This window comes from Agrobacterium vitis (assembly GCF_037039395.1).
In the GTDB taxonomy this organism is placed as follows: domain Bacteria; phylum Pseudomonadota; class Alphaproteobacteria; order Rhizobiales; family Rhizobiaceae; genus Allorhizobium; species Allorhizobium vitis_E.
In genome coordinates, this window is sequence record NZ_CP146243.1 from 99060 (window position 1) to 120898 (window position 21839).

A 21839-nucleotide genomic window follows, 5' to 3' on the forward strand; every position below is an offset into this window, starting at 1 on the left:
CATCGTTTCGCTCACTCCCGCAATGGAACCGTCATCAACTCGGTCGCCTTGCCTGCCAACCTGGACACCGTCGCGTGGCCGCGAAACCAGCGAATCCGACACTGCCCTTGCTACCGGTATTGCCCTCAAATCAATTGTTCTTCGCCAGCAGCGCGACCTCACTCGTTTTCTCTGTCTATGCCGGAATGGTGACTGATCGGAAGAACCGTCGTTATGTTATTCGTCAAGACAAAGCTTTGAGACTTCTTGGTGTTGCCGCTTTGGCAGTCGGTGCGCTTAGTTTTCCATCTGCACCATGGCTGTTTGCTTACGCTGTTCTGTTTTCGGTAGGCACCGCCATGAACGCCGGCGTTTTAGATGGGATCGTCCAATTGGCCGGCGATGAATAGCTGCGCATGAAGCTCTCCATCCGGATCTCTATCTGTCGCCAGGTGGGAATCTTGTGCGGGACAGCTCTCGGAGGTGTAGCCCTTCACTATTTTCCAGCCATTTGGTCGGTGTTGTTGATGGTGGTACTTATGAGGGTGCAATTCATCATCAGTAGTTTTTTTGCTAACTATCAAAACGCCCCTTCAAATGTGCTCTGATCCCCCAAAACTGGACCGTTCATAAGTAGAGTTTTCCGCGGTATGACGTGCACCCCGATTTTGGGCCAGCGGGAGCTGGAATTTTCCGGGGTTAAGGCTCATGTTGGCGCAGGTGCCGATGAGCCGTTCATGAGCGAAATCGGCACCTTGTTGCCGATCGCGCTGTGTGGCCGGAACTCGTTATAGTCTCTACGCCAATCCTCCATCTTTGCCCTCGCGTCGTCAAGGCTCATAAACCAGTGGGCGTTCAGGCACTCTGCTCGGAACTTGCCATTAAAACTCTCGATGTAGCTGTTGTCCGTCGGCTTGCGCGGCCGCGAGAAGTCAAGCACGACGCCTCTATGATAGGCCCAGAGATCGAGGTCACGAGAGATGAATTCGCTGCCGTTGTCCACCCGAATGGTGGCCGGGTAACCGACCTGCCGGCATATGCGTTCGAGGGTCTGCACGACGTCCTCCCCTTTATAGCTGAAGCGGGCATCTACCGCCGGAGAGAAGCGCGAGAAGGTATCGACAACCGTGAGAACCCTGATCTTGCGACCTGTGGCCAGTTGGTCATGCACGAAATCCATGGCCCAGTCGTCGTTCGAACGGGTGGCTGCGGTGCGGTCCGATCGCAGCTTTGCTTTGACGCGCCGTTTTGGCACCTTGTTGCGCAGTTGCAGGTCCATCTCCTTGTAAAGACGATAGATTTTCTTCGGATTCACCACCCAGCCGTCACGCCTGATCAAGACATGCACACGACGATAGCCATAGCGCACCCGCGTCTGGCAGATATCCTTGATCTTCAGCTTCAGTTCGGCCTGATCGCCGCGCTTGGACTTGTAGACATAAAGGGACCGGTCGATCTTCAACACAGCGCATGCGCGTCGGATCGAAACGTCTTGATCCTGTCGACAAGATTACGCTTGCCGTCAGGCCTCAGAGCTTTTTTGACAGCACATCCTGGAGCATGGCCTTGTCCAGCGAAAGGTCGGCGACGATCCGTTTCAGTTTGGCATTTTCCTCTTCCAGCTGCCGCAGGCGCTTCATCTCCGAGGGCATCAGGCCGGCGTATCTTTTGCGCCAATTGTAGAACGTCGCATCGGAAATTCCTGCCTTGCGGCAGACCTCGCCAATGGGCGTTCCACCTTCCGCCTGCTTCAACACAAACGCGATTTGCGCTTCCGTAAACCTCGAGGCCTTCATCAAATTCTCCTCTTCTTCCCAAAAGGGATCATAAGTGGAAAATTCCAGTTCAAAATGGCCCAATTTATGGGGGCACGTCACAAAGTATTCACAGGATATTATTTCAGCATGGAAAGAAGGGGAGCACCTCCATCGCTACGCGGACCTTCGGTTCAAGTGGCGACATTTTCAGGGTGAGGTTATCCTTTGGGAGGTATGCTGGTACTGTCATTATGGTGTCAGCTACCGCGATCATTGAGCACATGATGGGTGAGTGGGGCGTGGCGGTGGATCACTCCACACTCTATCGCTGGGTCCAGAAATACGCTTCGGAGATTCAAAAACGGCTGCGCTGGCGCTGGCGCAGACGGCAATCAACGAGCTGGCGTGTCGACGAAACCTATGTAAAGGTCCGCAGACAATGGACTTATCTCTACCGGGCTGTCGACAAATTCGGCAACACGATCGATTTTTATCTTTCCCCAACCCGCAATGCCAAAGTGGCAAAGCGCTTTCACGGTAAAGTCTTAAATTGCCTGAAGGATTGGGAGAAGCCGACTGTCATCAACACTGACAAGACACTGGCCGACGCCGACGGTATCGTCGCTTACAGAACTGAAGACTGAAGGCAAATGCCCCGGAGAGCTCGTGCATCGGCAGGTTCAATATCTGAACAACTTGGTTGAGGCTGATCACGGCAAGCTGAAGCAGGTGATCAGACCGGTGAGAGGGTTCAAACGCTGAAAACCGCCTACGCCACGATCAAGGGTTTTGAGGTCATGCGCACTTTGCGCAAAGGCCAGGCAGCTATTTTCAACCTGACAGGTGGTAATCCCCCCGTATTAACGGGGCCGACCAGTAGAATTTAGGCTGGCATTGTCAGTTTCTGCCTCGGCGTGATGCCGCCGATGGCCATATTGGGTCTATCGTTGTTGTATGTCCAGAGCCAGCGTGTGGCGTGATCCTGAACCGCTTGCATGGCCATCTCCTTGCGTTGAGATGGCCTCAGCGCTTTTTTCCGAGCGCTTCCTTCAGAAGATCGTTTTGCATGCTCAGTTCCGCATACATCTTCTTCAGTCGCCGGTTCTCGTCCTCCATGCTCTTCATCTGCGAAACCATCGACGCATCCATGCCGCCCAGCCGCGCCCGCCATTTATAAAAGCTGGCGTCGCTCATGCCGTGCTCCCGGCAAAGCTGCGCCACCGGAACGCCGTCCTCGGCTTGCCGAAGGATCGCCATGATCTGAGCGTCGCTAAATCGTGAGGTCTTCATCGAAATCCTCTCCAAAATCGTTGTGAGAAAATTCTACTTTTAAACCCGGGTAGTTTGCGGGGGGATTACCGTGGAGGTGAGGCGGCGAGCGCCCCGAACATGAGGCCTAGATGTTTAGTCCCGGCATTTGATGGATCGGATCAATGATGAAACGATCCGGCACCAAAGTCCATCGTTTACAAATGAATTCGTAGGGCGTGAGGCCTTTTAGGGTCTTGAGCCTTCGCCCGAAATTATAGGCATCAATGAAGTCGGCGAGATGCCTTTTGAGTTGGTCGTGATTGTCGTAGTAGAAACGCTTGACGGTCGCTTCCTTGATCGTCCGGTTCATTCGCTCGACCTGCCCATTGGTCCAAGGATGCTTCACCTTTGTCAGCCGGTGTTCGATATTCTTCTCGTCACAGACCCGGTCGAAGATGTGATGGAAGGCGTAGAGATCGCAGGCCCGATTGGTGAACTGAATGCCGTTGTCCGTCAGAACCGTATGGATGGCATAGGGCACAGCCTTGACCAGATTGCGCAGGAATTGGGCTGCATTCATCTTTCCGGCTTTGGCGTAAAGCTCGACGAAGGCAAACTTGGACGTTCTATCAATGGCCACAAACAGATAGAGCTTGCCCTCAGCGGTCTGGACTTCAGCGATATCGATGTGAAAGTAGCCAATGGGGTAACTCTTGAACTTCTTTTTTGGCTCCTTGTCGCCCTCGACTTCCGGCAGTCGTGAAATGTCATGGCGCTGTAGGCATCGATGTAAGGACGAGCGCGTCAGATGCGGGATTGTTGGCTGAAGGGCATAAAGGCAATCATCCAAAGGTAGAAGCGTGTGCCTGCGGAAGGCGACAATCACGGCCTCCTCCTCAAGGCTCAAGACTGTCGAATGCGGTTCCTTCGGCCCGGTCGCCAAATCGGCAACCGATGTGCGCTTCTTCCACTTGGCAACGGTCTTCGGGTTGATCCCATACCGCTTTGAGAGCGCTCTCAGGCTCTCTTGACTATTTTGTATTGCTCGACGGATTGCCTCTGTCGTTGTGGCGCGACCGTGTAGAACCTGGCCCATAGTGCTTCCTTCCATTCGAGGGAAAATAATGCACCATTAAAGTCCGGGATCAAACACCTAGGTGGTGGATGGCCTGCAACCGCCGCCGGCCATCTTCACCTATGAAGACGCTTGCGAGATGCACCCCATGCCCGATACCGAGGGCCGATGGGCGACGACCCGCTTCATCGATCCGGCCGATGTGCGCTACGACATGCACCTCAACATCGTCACCTTCGAGCCGGGCGCCATCATTCCCTTCATGGAAACGCATATCATGGAGCATGGGCTCTACGTGCTGGAGGGAAAGGCCGTCTATCGCTTGAACGAGGACTGGGTTGAGGTCGAGGCCGGCGACTATATGTGGCTCCGCTCGTTCTGTCCTCAGGCCTGTTATGTCGGCGGCCCGGGACGCTTCCGCTACCTGCTCTACAAGGAAGTCAACCGCCATCCGGATTCGTACAGGTCGGATTGTACTAGCCTGCCTGAAATTGAAAATTCAATGAGTTAGACAAAATCGCTGTCTTATAAAAGACGGGTTGAAGGTTGGAATCCGTTCAAGGCGATCGATGATTTTAGAGTGCCTTACTCATCGACCAAGAGGTGCGCTCAGCGATGAATTCCGCGAACGGTTTGACGTTCATGTGGACGCTCGCCTGTCCAAGGCCGGCCAAATAAGTTGACCGATCCTCAACCCTAACCACTGCCCATGGAAACCCACCCGAGGCGAACATGGCGTTCATCAGGAAGCGCGCCATCCGTCCGTTGCCGTCAGGGTAGGGATGAACATAGCCTATCAACCAGTGGCCAAGGACTGCCCTAACCGCTGGCTCGCTTTCCTTCTCCAGTAGATCGAACAGGGTCTCCATTCCATCCGGAACTGCTTCGGAACGCGGTGGTACATGCCATGATCCGCGGAGATATACAGGGTGGTTTCGATAGCCCGCGAGGGCGCTGGGTTTCAGAATACCTGCGGCGACCGACGGGCCGAACAGTTCGCGGTACCAATCCCTATGTTGTTTACGGATAACGGCTCCTGCCGGTGCACCGCGGAGAATCTCAGTAACAGATTCCTTCACGCTCTGAAATGCCTGCCAATAACCGCGTGCTGCCAGGGCGTCCCGGTTTTGCCTATCCTGCTGATCCACATCCGGATCCCACGTACCAGCGCGCACGCGATCAATGAGTTCCGGAGTAACGCTGTAGCCTTCGATCGAAAGTGAATGGTATGCGTCGTTCTTGTATATGTCCTCGACCGATTTCATGAAAGCGACTGTGTCCGAGGGAAGTCCGGGTGCAGCAGGAAAAACATCGAGGACCGCCTGACGCTGGCTTTCCCATATAGCATTGAGGCGCGCCACAATGGGAGATCCACCGACAGCTAAGGTGGAGACTTGCTGGTTTTGATCGAACGGGTCGGTCTCTCTAACGTCGTACATCGCGCCTTTCATCGTTTTCAAGATATCGTCGGCGAACTCGCCTTTTCCTATGCGCCGAAATGCCCCGGCCAGGCGGCCTGCCACGGCCGAATGCCCTCCGTCGAGTAATCGACCGAGGACACCCGACACATCGCGCATGGATTTCAGCACGATCTGGGCTTCGATAGGTGATCTTTGGAAAAACGCTTCAGCAACTTTTACCAGGGCGGCGTCCGCAGTATAGAACCTCAATCCGTTTTTCTCGATGAGATCCTCGCGCGGTGGCATTTGCTTGGTCTTGAGATCGTAGATGGATGTGCCAAAAAGCAGTGATAAATTGTTGCCCGTTGCCTTTGGACTGTTGACGATCACCTGGGGCGGAATCGCAGTTGCTTCTGCGTGGAGTAGCATCGATTGTTCCGGTGACAGATGCCATTCCCGTCCAAAGCGGTCGTTGCAGTAGAGGGAGCAGAACTCCCAGAATGAAGCGTACCAAAGGGTTGTGTCGCCGTCTTGGGACTGGGGTGCCGTTGACATTTGCCAGCCGCGGATGACTTCTTGGAGAAATCCGCTCCGTGTAAGGCGCTCTCGGTGTAGTCGGCTGAACTCGTCGGACTTGAATATTCGACGCCCGCCATCCTGCAATGTTTTGAGGGCTTGCAGGGCGTCAGCCAACTTTTCATTTGGTGTAGCCATTTTGGTTCTCACGACCTCGTTGTTCTTGCGCGAACTCACAATGCCGCGTCTCATAAGGCAATGCTTGCATCATTACACGTTTTTGATGTCGTTTATATGCGCGTTTTTAACGTTGAATCAATACGCGTTCAAGGTGATGATTTAATAAACGTTTTTGATGATGAGTCATAACGCGTCTTTGGTGTCGTGAGTCATCACAGCATTTCGTGTCGAGCTAAGCAGCCTGCTTCAAGACGCAAAAGTGGGTGTTGTCACGTTAAACGGCTTTACGTAGATCGGTGGAATTAGCCGTACATTATGACCACAGCCTTGAGCAAAGCGGCCCCAGAAATAGCTGGTGGCACAGGCCTCCATAGTGACGATGCACGGCGACTGCTCGTTCAAAAGTTGCTGTAATCGGGTTCGCGAGAGAAGCCGGTTGAATAGAACTGCCCCGCCGCGATCAGTTCCACAGACTTGGAAGCTCCGCTTCGCGAGGTCGATCGCAAGGATATGCACCTGCGTCATCTGCCTTTCCTCCGTGAGCGCCACCATGGCGCTGGGCAGGCATCATACTTCGATGCCGGCCGGAGGGGGCATCACCCCATCAGTTCACGTCGCTGCTATCCCAGAGATTTCGTTTCTCCTCGGATACTTGGAGCCGCACTCGTTCTATCATTCTATCATGCTTTCGAACGTGGACAGGTACGACATCTGAACAATTACAGCACGAGCTGAGAACACGGTCCGGTAACACAGGCTGAGCATTTCGATTTGAGCTCCGATACGTCGAGCGTCTCCTTCGGGAGGATGGATATCGGACCAAACATGTCGAGGACGCCAACCACTTCTTATCGAGCACAGCCCTGACGGTGCGGCAGGTGGCGAAGGAACTTCAAGAATCCGAGTGAGTTATTTCCGCAAACCAACCAGGAGGTTCGAAATGGTAACCACAACTCGCGGACGCAATCAAGACAGGGCTCGTGTCGCGGCAGGACAGGATCACGAAGTGAGCTACGAGGCGAAGAAGGAGGGCGTGTCCCAGTCAGAGGTCAAGGAGGCTGTAAAGTCTGTCGGGAACAGCCGGACCGATGTCGAAGAGAAGCTCAAGAATGAATGACAGCGGTCTCCTCGGCACGGTAGCAGATACCCGTCCGCTCGACGGTCGCGAGACAGACGAAACAAGGCAGACAGCATTGCGCGATGTGCAGCGTGCCGAAGTTTCGTTGATGGTGACGAAGGACAGCGGCCTCGGCAGCCCTGATTTAGCTGCGGAAAGGCGAGTGGCTGATGGAGCGACGCCGCGCAGGGGACCCCATCAAAACTGTCGCCGTCTACGGGCGACCGCTCAATCTACGCGATGAAGGCGTCGATGAATGTGAACGTTGCCTAGGGTCGCTCAGTCTGCGTCACGCGAACGGCGCGAGGGATGATCTCGAACCTAGCATTGGGGAGCGCCGCCGCGAAGGCGGCGCTATATTGCGGCGTTACGATCCTATCGCTTTCGCTTCAGATCAGCGTGAGCGATGGGGTGGACGCTCCCACTCAACGGCATCTTCGTGCCAGAATGGTTGTGTTGGAAACCATTACAAAGGAGAGCGTCCATGGAAAAGGTTAGCATAATCGGCTTGGATTTGGCCAAAAGCATAATTCAAATCCATGCGGCCAGCGTAGACGGCTCGGTGCTTTTTCGGCGGAAGATTTCGAGCAAGAAGTTGCTTTCCTTCCTATCGGAGGTCGATCCTTGCGTTGTGGCGATGGAAGCATGTGCCGGAAGCCACCATTGGGGCCGCGAGATTGCCAAACTTGGGCATCGAGTGAAGCTGATTGCGCCCATTTACGTCAAGCCGTTCGTCAAGCGCCAGAAGAACGATGCAGCCGATGCGGAAGCTATCTGCGAGGCGGCTATGCGACCAACTATGCGTTTCGTCGCAGTCAAAAGTGAGGAGAAGCAGGCTGCGGCGACGGTATTCAAAGTACGTGACCTTCTCGTGCGGCAAAAGACCCAGATTATCAATGCGCTGCGTGGTCTAATGGCAGAGTTTGGAATTACCGTTCCACAAGGGCCCTCACATGTCGGAGTTCTGATCAATCACGTTGAAGATGATAGCTCAAGCTTGACGGAGGCAGCACGCGCACCCTGTTTGGCACTGGTTTTGACGCTGCGGGCACTCATTGATAAGGTTCGGGAACTTGATCTGGAGATTGGTCGGAGGGCTCGGCATGATGATGTTGCCAAGCGGCTCATGAGCATTCCCGGAATTGGCCCTGTCATCGCAACGGCGCTCGAAGCCTTAGCGCCGCCAGTTGAGACATTTACACGAGGTCGAGATTTCTCCGCGTGGATGGGTTTGACACCGCGGCAGCATTCGTCTGGCGGCAAGCCACGGCTCGGCAAGACCTCGAAGATGGGGCAGCGAGATCTTCGACGACTGTTGATCATAGGGGCATCAGCCGTTGTTCGCTGGGCGTCAAGGCGCGGGGCGGTTGAAGGGTCCTGGTTGTCGCGCATGATCGGCAAAAAGCCGCCGATGCTGATCACCGTTGCACTCGCCAACCGTATGGGGCGTATTGCCTGGGCGCTTATGACAAACGGAGGCCGCTACGAGGAAAAGAGGATCGCAGCATAAGATCAGCTCTGGCGGAGAGGATTTCTAATCCGCCATTGCGAGTGTAGGCAGGTCGAACGAAGGATATGGACAAACGGTCAAGAGACGGGATTAGGAAAACCAGTTCTGCCGGACGGCACCTCGAGTGCGCGTGAGCGTGTTGGACCTGATCTGCGAACTCCCATATGGGCCCGCGACGTACTACGGTCGCAACGAGAGGCCGGACACACGTCAGCACCCGAACAACGTTCAAGACTGAGTGAAGATTTTGCTTGCATTCGAGGGAGCGTCCACACACGTCCGGCGAACGCATTTTCGTCTGGTCGAGCGGACGACTATGGGATGCGCTTTGCCTCATCGGCCATGACACGCTCGATCGTATCGGTATCGCATTGTTCGCCATCGAGGAACTGACGTATTCTACCGTCGCACGCCCGTATGTTGGAAAGGAGATTTTGAAGGTCGTCGATTCCATCTTCGGTCAGACCCTTCGTGTCATCTTTACTGCCATCGCGGAGCTAAACCAGTTCGCCCTCGGAGATACTGTCCGAGTTGGCGGCCACCTCACGGCCGCTTAGCGTTGTAGAGCCCCTTTACCGCATGATGCTCCAGCGACTTCCGCTCGGCCGAGCGAGAGCAGTTCAACAAGTTTAATAGGCGGATCGTACATCTGAAGATTGAATAAAATATATGCCGCACTATTTAGGAGGCGAAGCGTTCGCTCGATGGCGCCTGGCATTGGGGGCACTTTTGATGATGGTGAATGGTAATAGCTCGGACCGCGCTCCGCCGTTGCAGACCGTTATAGTCACCGGGGGCAATTCCGGTCTGGGTTATGCCTGCGCCAGCGCGTTGCTTGCGGCGTCTCCGCCGTGGCACGTCGTTATTGCCTGCCGCGATCCGGTACGTGCGCAAAGCGCTGTTGAAGCGTTGCGTGAATTCGCGGCGCCCGGCGCGAAGGTCCAAGCGATGGATCTTGATCTCGCATCCCTTGCATCGATCCGTGCCTTTGCGGCGAAGCTGGACGGCACATTAAAAACGGCGAGTTTGCCTCCGCTTCATGGCCTCGTCTGCAATGCCGCTGTGCAAGGTGCAAAGACGTTCACAGTCGATGGTTTCGAGACGACTTTCGGTGTCGGTCATCTGGGGCATTATTTGCTTGTCAACCTGCTCTTGCCGCTGATGGAGAAGCCGGGTCGCATCGCCGTCGTGGCCAGCGGCGTGCATGATCCAGCGGAGCTGGCGAAGGTGCCGGCCAGCGCCGGTGTGCCCGTGCCTGCCTGGAACACGCCAGCTGCGCTGGCCAAAGGCGAACTCGGTCCGGAAGCGGCAAATGACGACGCCGGGGCGGACCGTGGTCGGCGCTATTCGACCACTAAGCTTGCCAACGTCTATTTCACCTATGGCCTCGCGCCACTGCTGCCTGTGGGCATCACGGTCAACGCCTTCGATCCCGGATTATGCCGGGAACCGGGCTTGCCCGCGACTATCCCGCGATCGCGCGCTTTGCATGGCATGCCATCCTTCCAAGATTGCTCCCATTGTTGCGATTGATCCTGGTGAAGAACATCCACACGCCCGAGGAGTCCGGCTCGGCGCTGGCGAGACTGATCGTGGACCCGGCGCTTGCCGCAACGAACGGAAGATATTTCGAGGGCATGCGCGAAATTCCGTCTTCGGTTGAATCGTATGACGAGGGACGAGCACAGGAGCTTTGGCGTGATAGTGCGACTCTCACCGGCATAGTGTAGCTGGTATTGCCAGGTTGTTTGACCCCAGCATTTCGGGTAGCGAGACGAATGAAGGTACCCAGCTCATTTCCCCGTCTGAAGGAGGTTGGTTTTCCGAGTGAAATTATTGCCTACTTGGTTTGGATCTACCATCGGTTTGCCCTGAGCACGGCCGAGGTGGAAGACATTCTGACCGAGCGTGGCGTGATTGTCGGCCGGGAAACTGTTCGTCTGGTGTTGTCACGTTAACTGGCTTGCAGTTGCCTACGTTTTGGGTTGGGCGTAAATTCTGGCCTTTGCCAGTGACATCGCCGCTGAGCTGGAGCTGAAGCTGGCTTCAGCGCCGAAGAAAAGGTTGGATCACAAGCGGCTGAGCCATCTGCCGAAGCACTTTTTTGGGATCGAAGCAATCCTGTGCCCGCCCGGTAGCTGGAAGGAGGAAGGCGTTCCGCCACCGGATTTCGTGCAGAAATCCTTGAGAGAGTTGTATCGTGGGGAGGAGGCTAGCGCCGTAGGCAAGGATCATCGGGATGCGGTCATCCGTCGCCTCGTGGAGCCGAGCAGCCTTGTCGTCAGCAGCGATGTTGGTCGTCGCTTGCCGGACGGTCCTTCGATCCGCGTTAGGCAACATGACGTGGACGTTCCGACGATCACTTTTATTTCAGGGCGAACGACGGATGATCGGACGCCGAAAATCACCAACAATCCCGAAGCCCCGCAAGGGTGAGGTAAATGGCGGCGCTCTTGCGCCGCCGGCGAACTTCATGAACGGGATAGGGTCTCTGCCCTAAGGTCATGCAGGAGCAAAGAGATCGAGCCAGTCTTCTCAAATCTTGCGACAATACAAACAGTTAGCGATTGACTCTTCGAATGATCCTCTAGAAATTCCACCCATAGGCACGTGCCTGCGAGATTGGGGTGAGCTATGCTGCTTTTGTAGACCTTGAATGGGGAAAGCCTTCTCTAGACCGCCGCCATAACACAACTGTACTAATTACATTGCGGTGTGTTTTGCGATAAATGATGCACTCATATTAATGAAAGCCGCAGCAGGACGCCAAGCCGCGGATAAGAGTAACGGCGTCCGCGATGGTTACGACCTTACGGAGCATCGCACTTCAGGCTCCCAACCGCCAGGAGCCGACCTTGAAACACGAACCTCCACATCTCTTCCGTCCAGAAGTTCGTGAAGCTCAGTCTCTCGGTTGGATGGGTAGACCGGTTGTCATTCAGAGCTTACCGTTTCAATTGAGTGCGGTGGTGTCGCTGTTGCTCGTTGCCGCCGCTGTCTTGATGATAACATTCGGGCACTACGCACGGCGAGTCCGGGTTGAGGGGATCATGATGCCTTTGACTGGAATCAGCCGCATTGCTTCACCCCAGAACGGATGGATCAGCAAGCAATGGGTTAACGACGGAGACAAAGTCTTTCTCGGTCAACCGTTGTACACTCTTCGCCTCGATATCACGGCGTCGAGTGGATCCACCGAAGAAGCTGTGATCGCTTTATTGAGAGAGAAGAGAGGAGTTTTACGCGCTGACCTCGGCAGGCAGGATGCGATCAACCGAGAAAAAAAGGCCGGACTAGAACACGTTCGCCAGAGTGTCGAAGCCGAGGGAAGGCTGATTGACGACCAGATTGCCCTGGCGTCGGAACATGTTGATCTGTTGAAGGCAATGGCCGACAAGCAGAAGGCCAATTTAAAACGCGGCTTTGCCAAGGATTCTGATTACGAACCACGCCTGCAGAACGTCATGTCACAGCAGGCACAGATAAAACAATTGATGCGTGATCGAGCCGAAATCGAGACGCGCTTACAAGACACTTTGTCCCAGCTAGCCTCTTTCGATCTCAACGCCGCGTCCGAGCTAAGCAAAATGAAGCAGGAAATCATCGACGTCGAACAACGGCTTTCTGAGAGCGAAGCAAAATGGGAAATCACTCTCACTGCGCCGAGAGATGGCACTGTAACTGCGCTAATCGGCCACGTTGGTCAGACGGTTTCCAGTGGCGCGCCGCTTCTTTCGGTTCTGCCCGAAGGCGATCCGCTATCAGCGCAGTTGCTCGTCCCCAGCAGTGCCATCGGCTTCGTCAAGGAGGGGCAACGCGTTCTCATGCGCTATGATTCGTTCCCTTATCAGAAATTTGGACAATACCGCGGGGTGGTCGCCGCAATCTCTGGTACGACGCTGTCGGGAGAAGAAATGCAGGTCTCCGGCCTGGGAACACCAGAAGCCGGCCAGCGTGAACATATGTACCGCGTCACCGTTCACCCCGACCAACCAGCGGTACTTGCATACGGAAAATTGGTCTCGATACAACCTGGAATGAAATTGGAGGCAAGCATCTTGGCTGACGCGCGCCCACTCTATCAGTGGATATTGGATCCGCTTTACAGTTTGGGACGCGCAACTTCCACGGACGGATTAGTCCGATGAATGTCCCGCCAGTCCTGTCCCTTCTCAGCTCAAAAATGTCCAGCGGAATGCGATCACAGCCGCCGATCATCATACAAGCTGAAGCAACCGAATGCGGTCTTGCGTGCATGGCGATGCTTGCTGGTCATTATGGCTATCAGATCGATTTGCCAGCAATTCGGCGCAAATTTCCGACTTCCCTCAAAGGCGTCACAATTCGCAATCTTGTAACGATGGGCGCGGCGCTTGGGCTCGCCACCCGAGCGCTACGAGCGGAGCTAAGTGCACTCTCGAAGCTACGGTTGCCTTGTATTCTTCACTGGGATCATAACCACTTCGTGCTTTTAACCAAGGTCGGTCGGCGCAGTCTCGTCCTTCATGATCCAGGCCACGGTCGGCGCGTCATCAAGATCAGCGAGGCGTCAAAGCACTTTACTGGTGTTGCGCTTGAGGCCTGGCCGACAGAAAAATTCGAGAAGACGGAAAAAGACGCAGTGAGCGTTTGGAGAATGGTCTCAAGAACGCAGGGTCTCGGCAGAGTCGTCCTAGCGATCCTCGCGCATTCCCTCCTTCTCGAAACAGTGACGATTGCGATGCCGATCGGCTTCCAGCTCGTTTTAGACCAGGTTGTCGTGACGTCAGATTACGACCTTCTGGCTCTGATAGCCATCGGCCTTTCTGCTCTTCTGTTTATGAAGGTCTTTCTTGGATTTATCAGGTCAAGGACAGCCCTTGGCGTCGGGTCGAGCATTACCCTTCAGTGGAAGGTCGGGCTGTTCGACAAATTGATGCAGCTTCCTCTCGATTTCTTCGAGAAACGCCATGTGGGGGATATTGTGTCCCGGTTCGGGTCCCTGGATGAAATCCAGAGAACCGTTACCAACAAGGCGGTTTTCGCCATGGTGGATGGCCTGATGTCGATTGCGCTCGTTGCGATGATGATCATTTACGGTGGTAGCCTCGTATTCGTCGCGATCGCCTCCGTCTGCCTCTATGCCGTCTTGCGTTCGCTCACCTACCCCCGATATCGTGCCTTGTCCGACGAGGCGATTATCCATGAAGCTAAAGAACAGTCTCACTTCATTGAGACCGTGCGCGGGGCGGCAAGCCTCAAAGCACTCGGTCTTGAGAAGCAACGCCGCTCCCTTTGGACGAACTATCTTGTCGAACGCGTCAGCGCAAACATAGAGACCGAGAGATTCAACCTTGTTTTTCAGGCGGCAGCGCAAGCCCTTTTCGGAGCGGATCGAATCCTCATGATTTACCTGGGAGGCCATGCCATTCTCGGGGGAACCCTTTCCGTCGGGATGTTCGTCGCTTTCTTGACATACAAAGATCAGTTTGCCGACAGGATCAATAGCTTCCTCGACACAGCAATTTCTCTACGCATGATGTCTCTGCACGGAGAGAGAATTGCGGATATTGCCTTGACTACCGACGAGCAAACCTATCCGGCACCTATTGTAAGCGTCGATAGGACCGCTGCTGCATATGGGTCGTTGGCGTTGCGGGACATTGCCTTCCGATATTCGGAGAACGAGCCGGAGGTCCTGTCCGGGATAGATCTGGATATTCCCGCAGGGGCATGTTTAGGAATCGCAGGGCCTTCTGGCGCAGGAAAATCGACACTGCTTAAAATCATGGGTGGACTGATAAAACCAACGCGCGGCGAGGTATCATTCTCCGGCCAGTCCATCGCCGCACTGGGGCTTGCAAATTTCCGCGATCATGTTGGCTTTGTACTCCAGGAAGACCGGCTATTTGCGGGATCCATTGCCGAGAATATTGCAGGTTTTGCAGGTGAAGTTGACGTCAGGCATGTGCAATTCTGCGCGGAGGTTGCCGCTATTCATGCCGATATCATGCGCATGCCAATGGGATACGACAGCGTAGTCGGCGATATGGGAAGTGCTTTGTCAGGAGGGCAGAGGCAGAGAATCGTGCTCGCCAGGGCGCTGTATCGCAAGCCCAAGATCCTTTTTCTCGATGAAGCGACAAGCCATCTGGATGAGGAGAATGAAGAGCGCGTGAACCAGGCCATCAAGCATCTGCCCATAACACGCGTTATTGTGGCTCATAGGCCCTCGTCTCTTGCTGTTGCCGATATGCTAATGCGAGTCGGCAGATCAGAAAAGCCAACTTCTGCCCTCTGAAAAACAGCAAGACGTTTGCCGAGCTCGTGAATTTTCGATCAAAAAGATGGTACGCATTCACTAATTGTGCGGCCGAGCCCTTTCTGCAAAAGGCTCGGCCGCTTCTGAAGACTCATAAGATGAACTTTGATCGGGTGATCTACAAATCCGTCGCAACTATCACGGAAGTCGATCTCCCCAAGCCATCATTTTGGCCAGCACACGTCATAATAAACGTAGCTGCCGCCCTTGGTGATTGTGGTCATCGATCCGCCGCCTGCGATGCCCGTGTGTTCGAACTTGTATCCCGCAGCTTCGAAAGACAAGCCGCCACTGACGTTATCAAGCTCGGTATCAGTTAACTCGCGCAGGGTCGAATACGAATCTTCCTGCGAAACCATCAAATGTTCCATGTTATTTCCTCTTTTGATAACATTGAAGCGGACAGCCTGAAAGGCACATGGCCACCCGCAAAAAAATAAACAATAGAAGTGCATAAGGCGCAATTAGAACAGCTGTACTAGTCGCGACAGGCAACTGATGGAGGTGCTGGTAGAATGCCCATCACTCCAACTGCTTGTCATATACATTGATCAAGCCTTCACTGATGCCCTTGGTCACTGCTGCAGAGCGTGACGAAACGCCAAGCGCGCGCCCCATCGCTGACACGTGGATTCGAACCATGAAGGGAGATATTGACAAGATCACCGCAATTTCCTTGTTTGTCTTGCCAGCTGACGTTGGTGCGCGGCTCAGCTAATCAGCGGATCTCGTTCTTTGATGGGTCCGCTTATTTGGCTGCTCCTGCCGAGGCTCGGCAACGAACGGATTTCGGTCGTCCGCAGGCGAGCATTCGGTTAAGAATGGCGACGCCGATCGCAGCTTCGGTCTGTTGAGCGAGGAATGACCGAGCGCGCAAACGCTGTCCAATGACGCCTTTATATCGACCCATCGCGGTTTCAACCAATGCTCGTTTGCCATAGCCGGTAGATGCCTGCCATTTAAGCCGGCCGTCTATCTGCACGGATGCGATGTGGTCGTGTCTCTGGCAGAACGCCTGGGCGTTGGGCTTTTCAACCGCATTCGAGCGCGGTGGAATGACTACCCTTGCTCCTGGGCTGTGACGCAGGACAACGTCATAGGTGGGAGCACCATCATAGGCTCCATCGGCAGTGAACTGATCAATCTCATTGTTGATCTGATCCAGCAAAGGTTCCAGTTGCGAGGCATCTCCAGTTTCTTGATCTGTCAGGCTATGGGCAATAATCTCGCCACTATCGGTATCAATAGCCAGGTGCAGTTTTCGCCAGTTGCGGCGGGACTTTACGCCATGCTTCTCCTCGAGCCATTGGCCGGCGCCATAGACCTTGAGCCCAGTACTGTCGACCACAACATGAATGGGTCCGTCCGCCACATGCGGCCGGTCGTTGCCTCTGCCTGATGGCTTCCAGGTTCTGGCCCGTCGGCTTAGCGTGGTGTGATCGGGCACAGGCAGATCCAATCCCATCATGTCCAGCACCGAACTCAGCAGGCCTTTGCTCTGGCGCAAACGCAGCCCAAACACCATGCCCAGCATCAGAGTAGTTTCGATCGCCAGATCCGAATAGAGAGGCTGGCCACCACGCGTCCTGCGACGTGGAGCAGCCCAGCCCGCCAGCGCATCGGGAGTTATCCAAAATGTAAAGCTGCCACGGCGGCGAAGGCCCGCCTCATACTCCGCCCAGTTCGTCACTTTGAACTTCATCTTACCGATGCGATGGCGACGGGAGGCGTTATGTTTGTGCGGCATGCTGGATCAATCAACCTATTTTCGATCCCGGCCCCATAGATGCAAAATGTTGAAATTTGATCCCCGCACCAACGCCGCGGCGAATATGACACCTCTCTCAAGAAGAACGGCACGCAGCTGATTGATCAAGGTCGTTCGCTCCGCAACCAGCCGTGATCGACCCCGATGCAACGTCTGGACATCCAACTGCTCCTGGTTCTTCAGTTCGACAGACCGCATCGGCGGTCGTGATGCCGCCTCGGCAATGCCCTCGGCATCTTTGTCATCATTCTTCTGCGCCTTTACATATGGGCGGATGTATTCCGGCGACATCAGCCGAACCTCATGGCCTCTAGCGGCAAAGAGCCGGCCAAGATGGTGAGCACCACAGCAGGCCTCCATCTCGATAACGCAGGTTGGTAGCTTCTCAACGAATTCAATCAATGTCTGTCGCCGCATCGTCCGGCGGACAAATACAGCGCCGCGGTCATCTACCCCAACAACGCTGCAGCTGTTTTTCCCGATGTCGATGCCCAAGATAGAAATCTGCATGGCTCTGCTCCTTTCTCTTCAAGAAAAGGACATCATACTCGATGCCCTCGGAAGGGCGGGCCATCCCATAACCAACAGTTAAAAACTTAACATGACAACACCACCCCCTGAAATCGACATGAAACGAAGCATTTCCGGAGAAAGCGAAATCTCCGAAAAGCTTCCTTTTTCCTTTCTCTAAGGCTTTTTCTCGCCAACGAACCGACGTCGCCCGCCGCAGCGAGAGATCTAGTTCAGTCCGAGCGTGCCACGGAGCTTGGATAGGTCTTCGGCAAGCGTCGTGACTGGGCCGGCAAGAGCCTTGCGGTCGGCGTCAGTAAGCTTGTCGTAGGTCTCAAAACCGTCCTTTCTCTTGTATTTGGCAAGGATGCCGTCGACCGTTGTAAAATTCTCATCGATCTTCTTCAGCAGAGCCGGATCCTCCTGCTTGATCAGCGGCGTGAGGAGATCAACAATCTTCTTGGCACCGTCGACATTGCCCTGGAAGTCATAAAGGTCGGTATGGCTGTAGCGATCTTCCTCACCCGTGATCTTAGTCGCTGCCACTTCTTCGATCAGCGCGGCAGCACCGCCTACGACTTTTTCCGGCGGGAAGGTCAGGCCCTTCACGCGCGTTTGCAATTCCGTCACGTCTGCATAAAGCTTGTCGGCGAGTGCGCCGAGATCCTTGGCCGAATTCTCGTGAAACAGGCTATATTCGATCCGGTGGAAGCCTATAAAGTCGGCAGACTTCTCTTTCTGCTCATGATCATCGGCGCGCGAGTCGATAGCGGCGTCGAGATCGGAGAATAGCTCGGCGACCGGCTCGATCTTTTCATAGGTCACACGCGTCGGGGCATACAGCATCTTGGCCTTTTCCAGGTCGCCAGCCTTGACCGCATCGGTAAAGGCCTTGGTGTCCTTGGCCAGCGTGGCAAGATTTTTCTCGACATAAATTTTGTAATCAGCGATCGGCTGGACGAGATCTTCAGGGGCGACCTTGGCCTGGGCGAGGCCCGTGCTGGCCAGAAGGACCGTTGCGAAGACCGTGGACAGAAGCGAAGTGCGACGTATCATGAGGCTTGTTCCTTGGGTTGGAGAAATGCGGGTCAACCGCGTACATTCACGGGGCCGGTTGCTTCGAGAAGACCACGCCCGAGAAAATCCTGTTTGTCCTTGACGCCAGGCAGAACGAAAAAATAACCGCCGCCGATCGGCTTGAGATATTCCTCAAGCGGCTCGCCATTGAGCTTGTTTTGAACGTGAATGAACCCCTTCTCGAGATCGGCCTGATAGGCGATGAAGAGAAGGCCCATTTCCAGCTGCCCTGCCTTGCTGACGCCATTGGAATAATTGAATGGTCGACGCAGGATGAGATGTGCCTCAGCCTCTTTATCGCGCGCGTTGGCGAGCCGAATATGCGACGTCAGCGGCGTGACCTTGCCATCTGGATCGTTGGCATAGTCAGGAATGTCGGCCTCGACCCTGCCGCCGAATGGTGCGCCGCTGTCCTTCTGGCGGCCGATGATCGTCTCTTGCTCTTGCAAGGGCGTGCGATCCCAACGCTCGACAAAATTGCGGATGATGCGCACTGCCTGATAGCTGCCATGGGCGGCCCAGGCGGGTTCGTCGCTGTCCTGCTGCACCCAGACGATCCTGTCCATGAGCCCGGAATTGCCGGAATCCGGGTTGGCGCTGCCGTCTCGGAAGCCGAGGAAATTGCGGGCACTTTCCTTCGCCTTTTCCGAATGCGGCGGTTGCACCGGGACGCTGCCTTCCTGTTTCCACCGCACCATCATGAGGTCCGGCATATTTTTGATGACGTCCCGCAGCGCATGGATATTGGTGTCCTGCGTGTTCGAGCAGAACTGGATCAGGATATCGCCGTGGCAAAGCTCGTGCTGCAATGCGTCGTTCGGGAAATCTTTCATAGGCTGCAGACGCTTCGGCTTGGCATCTTTCAAACCAAAGCGATCGTCGAACAGGGAATTGCCGATCGAAACGGTAATTGTCAGATTGTCCGGGGTAACGACGGGGCCAAGGATGCCGGAATCGGCTGGCGGAAATTTGGGGGCGAGCTGTGGAACCGGCCCACCCTTCATCAGGAAAGCAGCGCGCTCCGTCAGGGTGCGGAAAAGCCGCTCAAGGTCTGCGCGGTTCTGGGCCAACACGTCGAAGGCAACGACGAGGCCTGCCGCCGGACGCGGCGTGACAATGCCTGACTGGTGCATGGCATAGAAAGGCTGGCTCTCCTCCAGCTTGTCGCTTTCTGGCGCATTGGTCACTGCGCTTGGCATCATGTTGTCAGATGCCGATGCGCCTCTCGCACCGGCAATAACGCCCGCCGCGCCCATGCCTGCGCCGATCAGCAGGCAGCGGCGCTCAGGCGAAACAAGGATATTATCGTCTTTTGTCTTGTTCTGGTGTGTCATCAGCTTAATCTCAGATTTTGGAGAAGCTTGCCGAGGTCGGCGGCAAGAGCTGCGGCCTGCTTCTTCAGGTCGGACTTGTCGTCTTCGGTAAGAGTGGAATAGCGCACATAGCCTTCAGTGCTGCGGTGCTTTCGAAGCGTCATCTGAAGGGAGGTGATGTTCTTATCGACCTGCTCTGTCAGCGAGGGGGCCGTCTTGGCGGCGATTGGTTTGATAAGATCGGCCACCTTCTGCACGCCTGATAGCGCCGCATCGAAAGAGGCAAGATCGCTATGGGCGTAGCGGTCTTCATCAAGCCCAGGCCCGGCCGTGGCGAAACGGTCCATCGCAGCGGCAGCCCCTGATATCATTTGGGCTGGCGTGATACGAAGGTCATGGATGCGATCCGCCAGGGCCTGCGCGTTAGCGGCAAGCTTGTTTGCCACCGGTGCCATTTCTTCGAGACTGTTGTTCGAGAACAGGCCAAACTCGATCCTGTGCAGCCCAACAAAGGCGGGATCCTGCTCTTTCTTCTCGAAATAATCAGCACGCGCTTCGATCGTCCTGTCGAGATCGGAAATCTGGCCGGCAATCGGCAAGAGATGGGCATAGACGATGCGTGCGGGCTCGTAGAGCGAGCGAACCTTTGCCAGGTCTGCAGCCTTGATGGCTTCCGCAAGGTCATTCGCAGCGGTCACGAAACCATCGGTCTCGCTGGCAAGGTACACCTTGTATTCCGCCATCGCGCCGATGAAGGCCTTCATCGAGGGCTGGGCGGCGGCTTGAGCTCCGCTGGCCGCGGCCGTAACATGCAGGGTGCCACGCGGGTTTGACAGCAGGCCGCAGGTGATCTGGTAAGTGCCGGGCTCCAGCATCGCCGTCAGGCTCTGGGTGAAGCCGGGGGCGATGTTTTCACGCTCTTCCAGAACCATGACGCCATCAAGGATTTCCCATTCGACAGCGCGATCCGACGTGTTGACGATCTCGAAAACGGTGCGGCCAGCCGGCACAGTCAGTTCGTTCGGATTGCAGCTTTTGCCAGCAATCGTCACCGTTACCGCGCCGCCTGCGGTGGTCTTCCTTACGGCGTGCGAATAACGCGAGGCATAGTAGAACGCCGTGCCCGAAACGAGCACCAGGACGGCAGATATCCCGATGCCAGCAGCCAAGAGCTTGCGCGGAAGGATATCCTTGGAGGGAATGCCATTCATTGAGATAGGTCTTTTCAGATTTTGCGCGCGGAATGAGAAGTTTGGACTTCTGGCGCGGGTGGATACGGCGCGAGGAAAAGGAACAGGGTGGTCGTCAAAAAGACGACATAGACCGTCACTTCGCTGATTGTCGGCGCATCGATATAGCCGAGAATACCGCCCAGGACTGAACCAAGAGGACTGTCGAGCGGCAGTCGGTCGCTCAGATCGAAGACGACGGACTGAAGATGGTTCCACAAGCCGGCTTCATGCAAGGCCTTGACCGCATTGGCCAGAATGCCTGCCGCAACGATAAGGATGAAGACGCCCGTCCAGCGGAAGAAATGGCGCAGATTGAGCTTCAGGCCGCCCACATAGATGCCGCACCCGACGAGAACGGCGAGAACAACGCCCAAAAGCGCTCCAAGTGGGGCGAGCCCGCTGTCTGACTGCTGGAATGTGGCAAGAAGGAAGAAGACCGATTCCAAGCCTTCGCGCACCACAGCCAAAAATGCCATGGTGGCAAGCCCGAAACCGCCGGAATGCGAGGCTAATGCTTCATCGATGGAGTGATGAAGCTCTGCCTTGATGGAGCGGGCCGCCTTGCGCATCCAAAACACCATCGATGTCAACACGATGACGGCGACCATGCCAATCACGGCCTCGAACAGCTCTTGCGCTTTCTGCGGAAACTCGGCGCTGACGACCTGCAGTCCGGCACCAACGAACAGCGAAACCGCGATTGCGAGCAGGATGCCGATCCATACAACAGGCATCCACATGCCGCGTCCGGTCTGTTTAAGATAGCTTGCAATTATCCCCACGATCAACGCCGCTTCGACGCCCTCGCGAAACATGATGAGAAACGGTGCAAGCATGTCAGTGTCTTTAATGT

General features: G+C 55.3%; 15 protein-coding genes and 9 pseudogenes. 10 read left to right on the plus strand and 14 right to left on the minus strand.

Translation table 11 applies throughout. The features are described 5' to 3' along the window. Positions 1-74 precede the first annotated feature (74 nt). Positions 75-389: a hypothetical protein gene (locus tag V6582_RS20915; RefSeq protein ID WP_156634761.1), complete on the plus strand. Its 315-nt coding sequence runs from the start codon at positions 75-77 to the stop codon at positions 387-389. A 296-nt stretch (positions 390-685) separates the two neighbouring features. Here V6582_RS20915 and V6582_RS20920 read toward each other — a convergent pair. Continuing rightward, positions 686-1775, minus strand: a pseudogene (locus tag V6582_RS20920) (IS3 family transposase). Between the two features lie 100 nt (positions 1776-1875). Between V6582_RS20920 and V6582_RS20925 the strand changes: the two are divergent. After that, positions 1876-2623 (plus strand): annotated as a pseudogene (locus V6582_RS20925) (IS6 family transposase). Between the two features lie 89 nt (positions 2624-2712). Here V6582_RS20925 and V6582_RS20930 read toward each other — a convergent pair. Further along, positions 2713-3026: pseudogene (locus tag V6582_RS20930) on the minus strand (transposase); the annotation flags it as partial. Positions 3027-3132: 106 nt separating this feature from the next. Beyond that, on the minus strand, positions 3133-4083 hold the full coding sequence (locus V6582_RS20935; protein WP_349508977.1) for an IS481 family transposase: 951 nt from the start codon (positions 4081-4083) through the stop codon (positions 3133-3135). 64 nt (positions 4084-4147) lie between these two features. On the opposite strand from V6582_RS20935, the pseudogene V6582_RS20940 reads away from it, so the two are divergent. Further along, positions 4148-4573: pseudogene (locus V6582_RS20940) on the plus strand (cupin domain-containing protein); the annotation flags it as partial. 64 nt (positions 4574-4637) lie between these two features. Here the strand turns inward: V6582_RS20940 and V6582_RS20945 are convergent. Both V6582_RS20945 and V6582_RS20950 read right to left on the minus strand, forming a co-directional pair. After that, positions 4638-6215, minus strand: a complete 1578-nt coding sequence (locus V6582_RS20945; RefSeq protein ID WP_337739424.1) for a Fic family protein — start codon at positions 6213-6215, stop codon at positions 4638-4640. A 219-nt stretch (positions 6216-6434) separates the two neighbouring features. Further along, positions 6435-6683, minus strand: a pseudogene (locus V6582_RS20950) (IS110 family transposase); the annotation flags it as partial. A 415-nt stretch (positions 6684-7098) separates the two neighbouring features. Between V6582_RS20950 and V6582_RS20955 the strand changes: the two are divergent. Further along, the gene (locus V6582_RS20955; RefSeq protein ID WP_156634929.1) at positions 7099-7275 is read left to right on the plus strand and encodes a DUF3606 domain-containing protein; all 177 of its coding nucleotides are present in this window, start codon (positions 7099-7101) and stop codon (positions 7273-7275) included. Between the two features lie 484 nt (positions 7276-7759). Then, positions 7760-8785, plus strand: coding sequence for an IS110 family transposase (locus tag V6582_RS20960; RefSeq protein ID WP_070149668.1), 1026 nt, complete (start codon positions 7760-7762; stop codon positions 8783-8785). Between the two features lie 314 nt (positions 8786-9099). Here the strand turns inward: V6582_RS20960 and V6582_RS20965 are convergent. Continuing rightward, a pseudogene (locus V6582_RS20965) lies at positions 9100-9330 on the minus strand (hypothetical protein); the annotation flags it as partial. A gap of 187 nt (positions 9331-9517) precedes the next feature. Here V6582_RS20965 and V6582_RS20970 point away from each other — a divergent pair. The 5 genes and pseudogenes from V6582_RS20970 to V6582_RS20990 all read left to right on the plus strand — a co-directional run bounded on the left by V6582_RS20970 (position 9518) and on the right by V6582_RS20990 (position 15065). After that, on the plus strand, positions 9518-10318 hold the full coding sequence (locus tag V6582_RS20970; protein ID WP_234889863.1) for an SDR family NAD(P)-dependent oxidoreductase: 801 nt from the start codon (positions 9518-9520) through the stop codon (positions 10316-10318). A gap of 245 nt (positions 10319-10563) precedes the next feature. Further along, positions 10564-10740 (plus strand): annotated as a pseudogene (locus tag V6582_RS20975) (IS6 family transposase); the annotation flags it as partial. Positions 10741-10783: 43 nt separating this feature from the next. Continuing rightward, entirely contained in the window at positions 10784-11221 is a 438-nt protein-coding gene (locus V6582_RS20980) for a DUF6615 family protein (RefSeq protein ID WP_349508978.1), read from the plus strand. A gap of 419 nt (positions 11222-11640) precedes the next feature. Then, the gene (locus tag V6582_RS20985; protein WP_197434502.1) at positions 11641-12933 is read left to right on the plus strand and encodes an HlyD family secretion protein; all 1293 of its coding nucleotides are present in this window, start codon (positions 11641-11643) and stop codon (positions 12931-12933) included. After that, the gene (locus V6582_RS20990; protein ID WP_156634556.1) at positions 12930-15065 is read left to right on the plus strand and encodes a peptidase domain-containing ABC transporter; all 2136 of its coding nucleotides are present in this window, start codon (positions 12930-12932) and stop codon (positions 15063-15065) included. Before V6582_RS20985 ends, V6582_RS20990 begins: the two co-directional genes overlap by 4 nt. 185 nt (positions 15066-15250) lie before the next feature. Here the strand turns inward: V6582_RS20990 and V6582_RS20995 are convergent, their stop codons facing one another. The 8 genes and pseudogenes from V6582_RS20995 to efeU form a co-directional block, all read right to left on the minus strand. After that, positions 15251-15457, minus strand: a complete 207-nt coding sequence (locus tag V6582_RS20995) for a hypothetical protein (protein WP_156634555.1) — start codon at positions 15455-15457, stop codon at positions 15251-15253. 151 nt (positions 15458-15608) lie between these two features. Further along, a pseudogene (locus tag V6582_RS21000) lies at positions 15609-15782 on the minus strand (response regulator transcription factor); the annotation flags it as partial. A 52-nt stretch (positions 15783-15834) separates the two neighbouring features. Then, a complete protein-coding gene (locus V6582_RS21005; RefSeq protein ID WP_156634554.1) occupies positions 15835-16833 on the minus strand; it encodes an IS5 family transposase in 999 nt (332 codons plus the stop codon). Positions 16834-16911: 78 nt separating this feature from the next. Beyond that, positions 16912-17364: pseudogene (locus V6582_RS21010) on the minus strand (IS110 family transposase); the annotation flags it as partial. 228 nt (positions 17365-17592) lie between these two features. Beyond that, the gene (efeO, locus tag V6582_RS21015) at positions 17593-18417 is read right to left on the minus strand and encodes an iron uptake system protein EfeO (protein WP_349508979.1); all 825 of its coding nucleotides are present in this window, start codon (positions 18415-18417) and stop codon (positions 17593-17595) included. 35 nt (positions 18418-18452) lie between these two features. Next, positions 18453-19775, minus strand: a complete 1323-nt coding sequence (efeB, locus tag V6582_RS21020) for an iron uptake transporter deferrochelatase/peroxidase subunit (protein WP_156634552.1) — start codon at positions 19773-19775, stop codon at positions 18453-18455. Continuing rightward, a complete protein-coding gene (gene efeO / locus V6582_RS21025) occupies positions 19775-20965 on the minus strand; it encodes an iron uptake system protein EfeO (protein ID WP_156634551.1) in 1191 nt (396 codons plus the stop codon). Before efeO (V6582_RS21025) ends, efeB begins: the two co-directional genes overlap by 1 nt. 14 nt (positions 20966-20979) lie before the next feature. After that, positions 20980-21822 carry an iron uptake transporter permease EfeU gene (gene efeU, locus V6582_RS21030; protein ID WP_156634560.1) on the minus strand — a complete coding sequence of 281 codons (843 nt, stop codon included), beginning with the start codon at positions 21820-21822 and terminating at the stop codon, positions 20980-20982. Positions 21823-21839 lie beyond the last annotated feature (17 nt).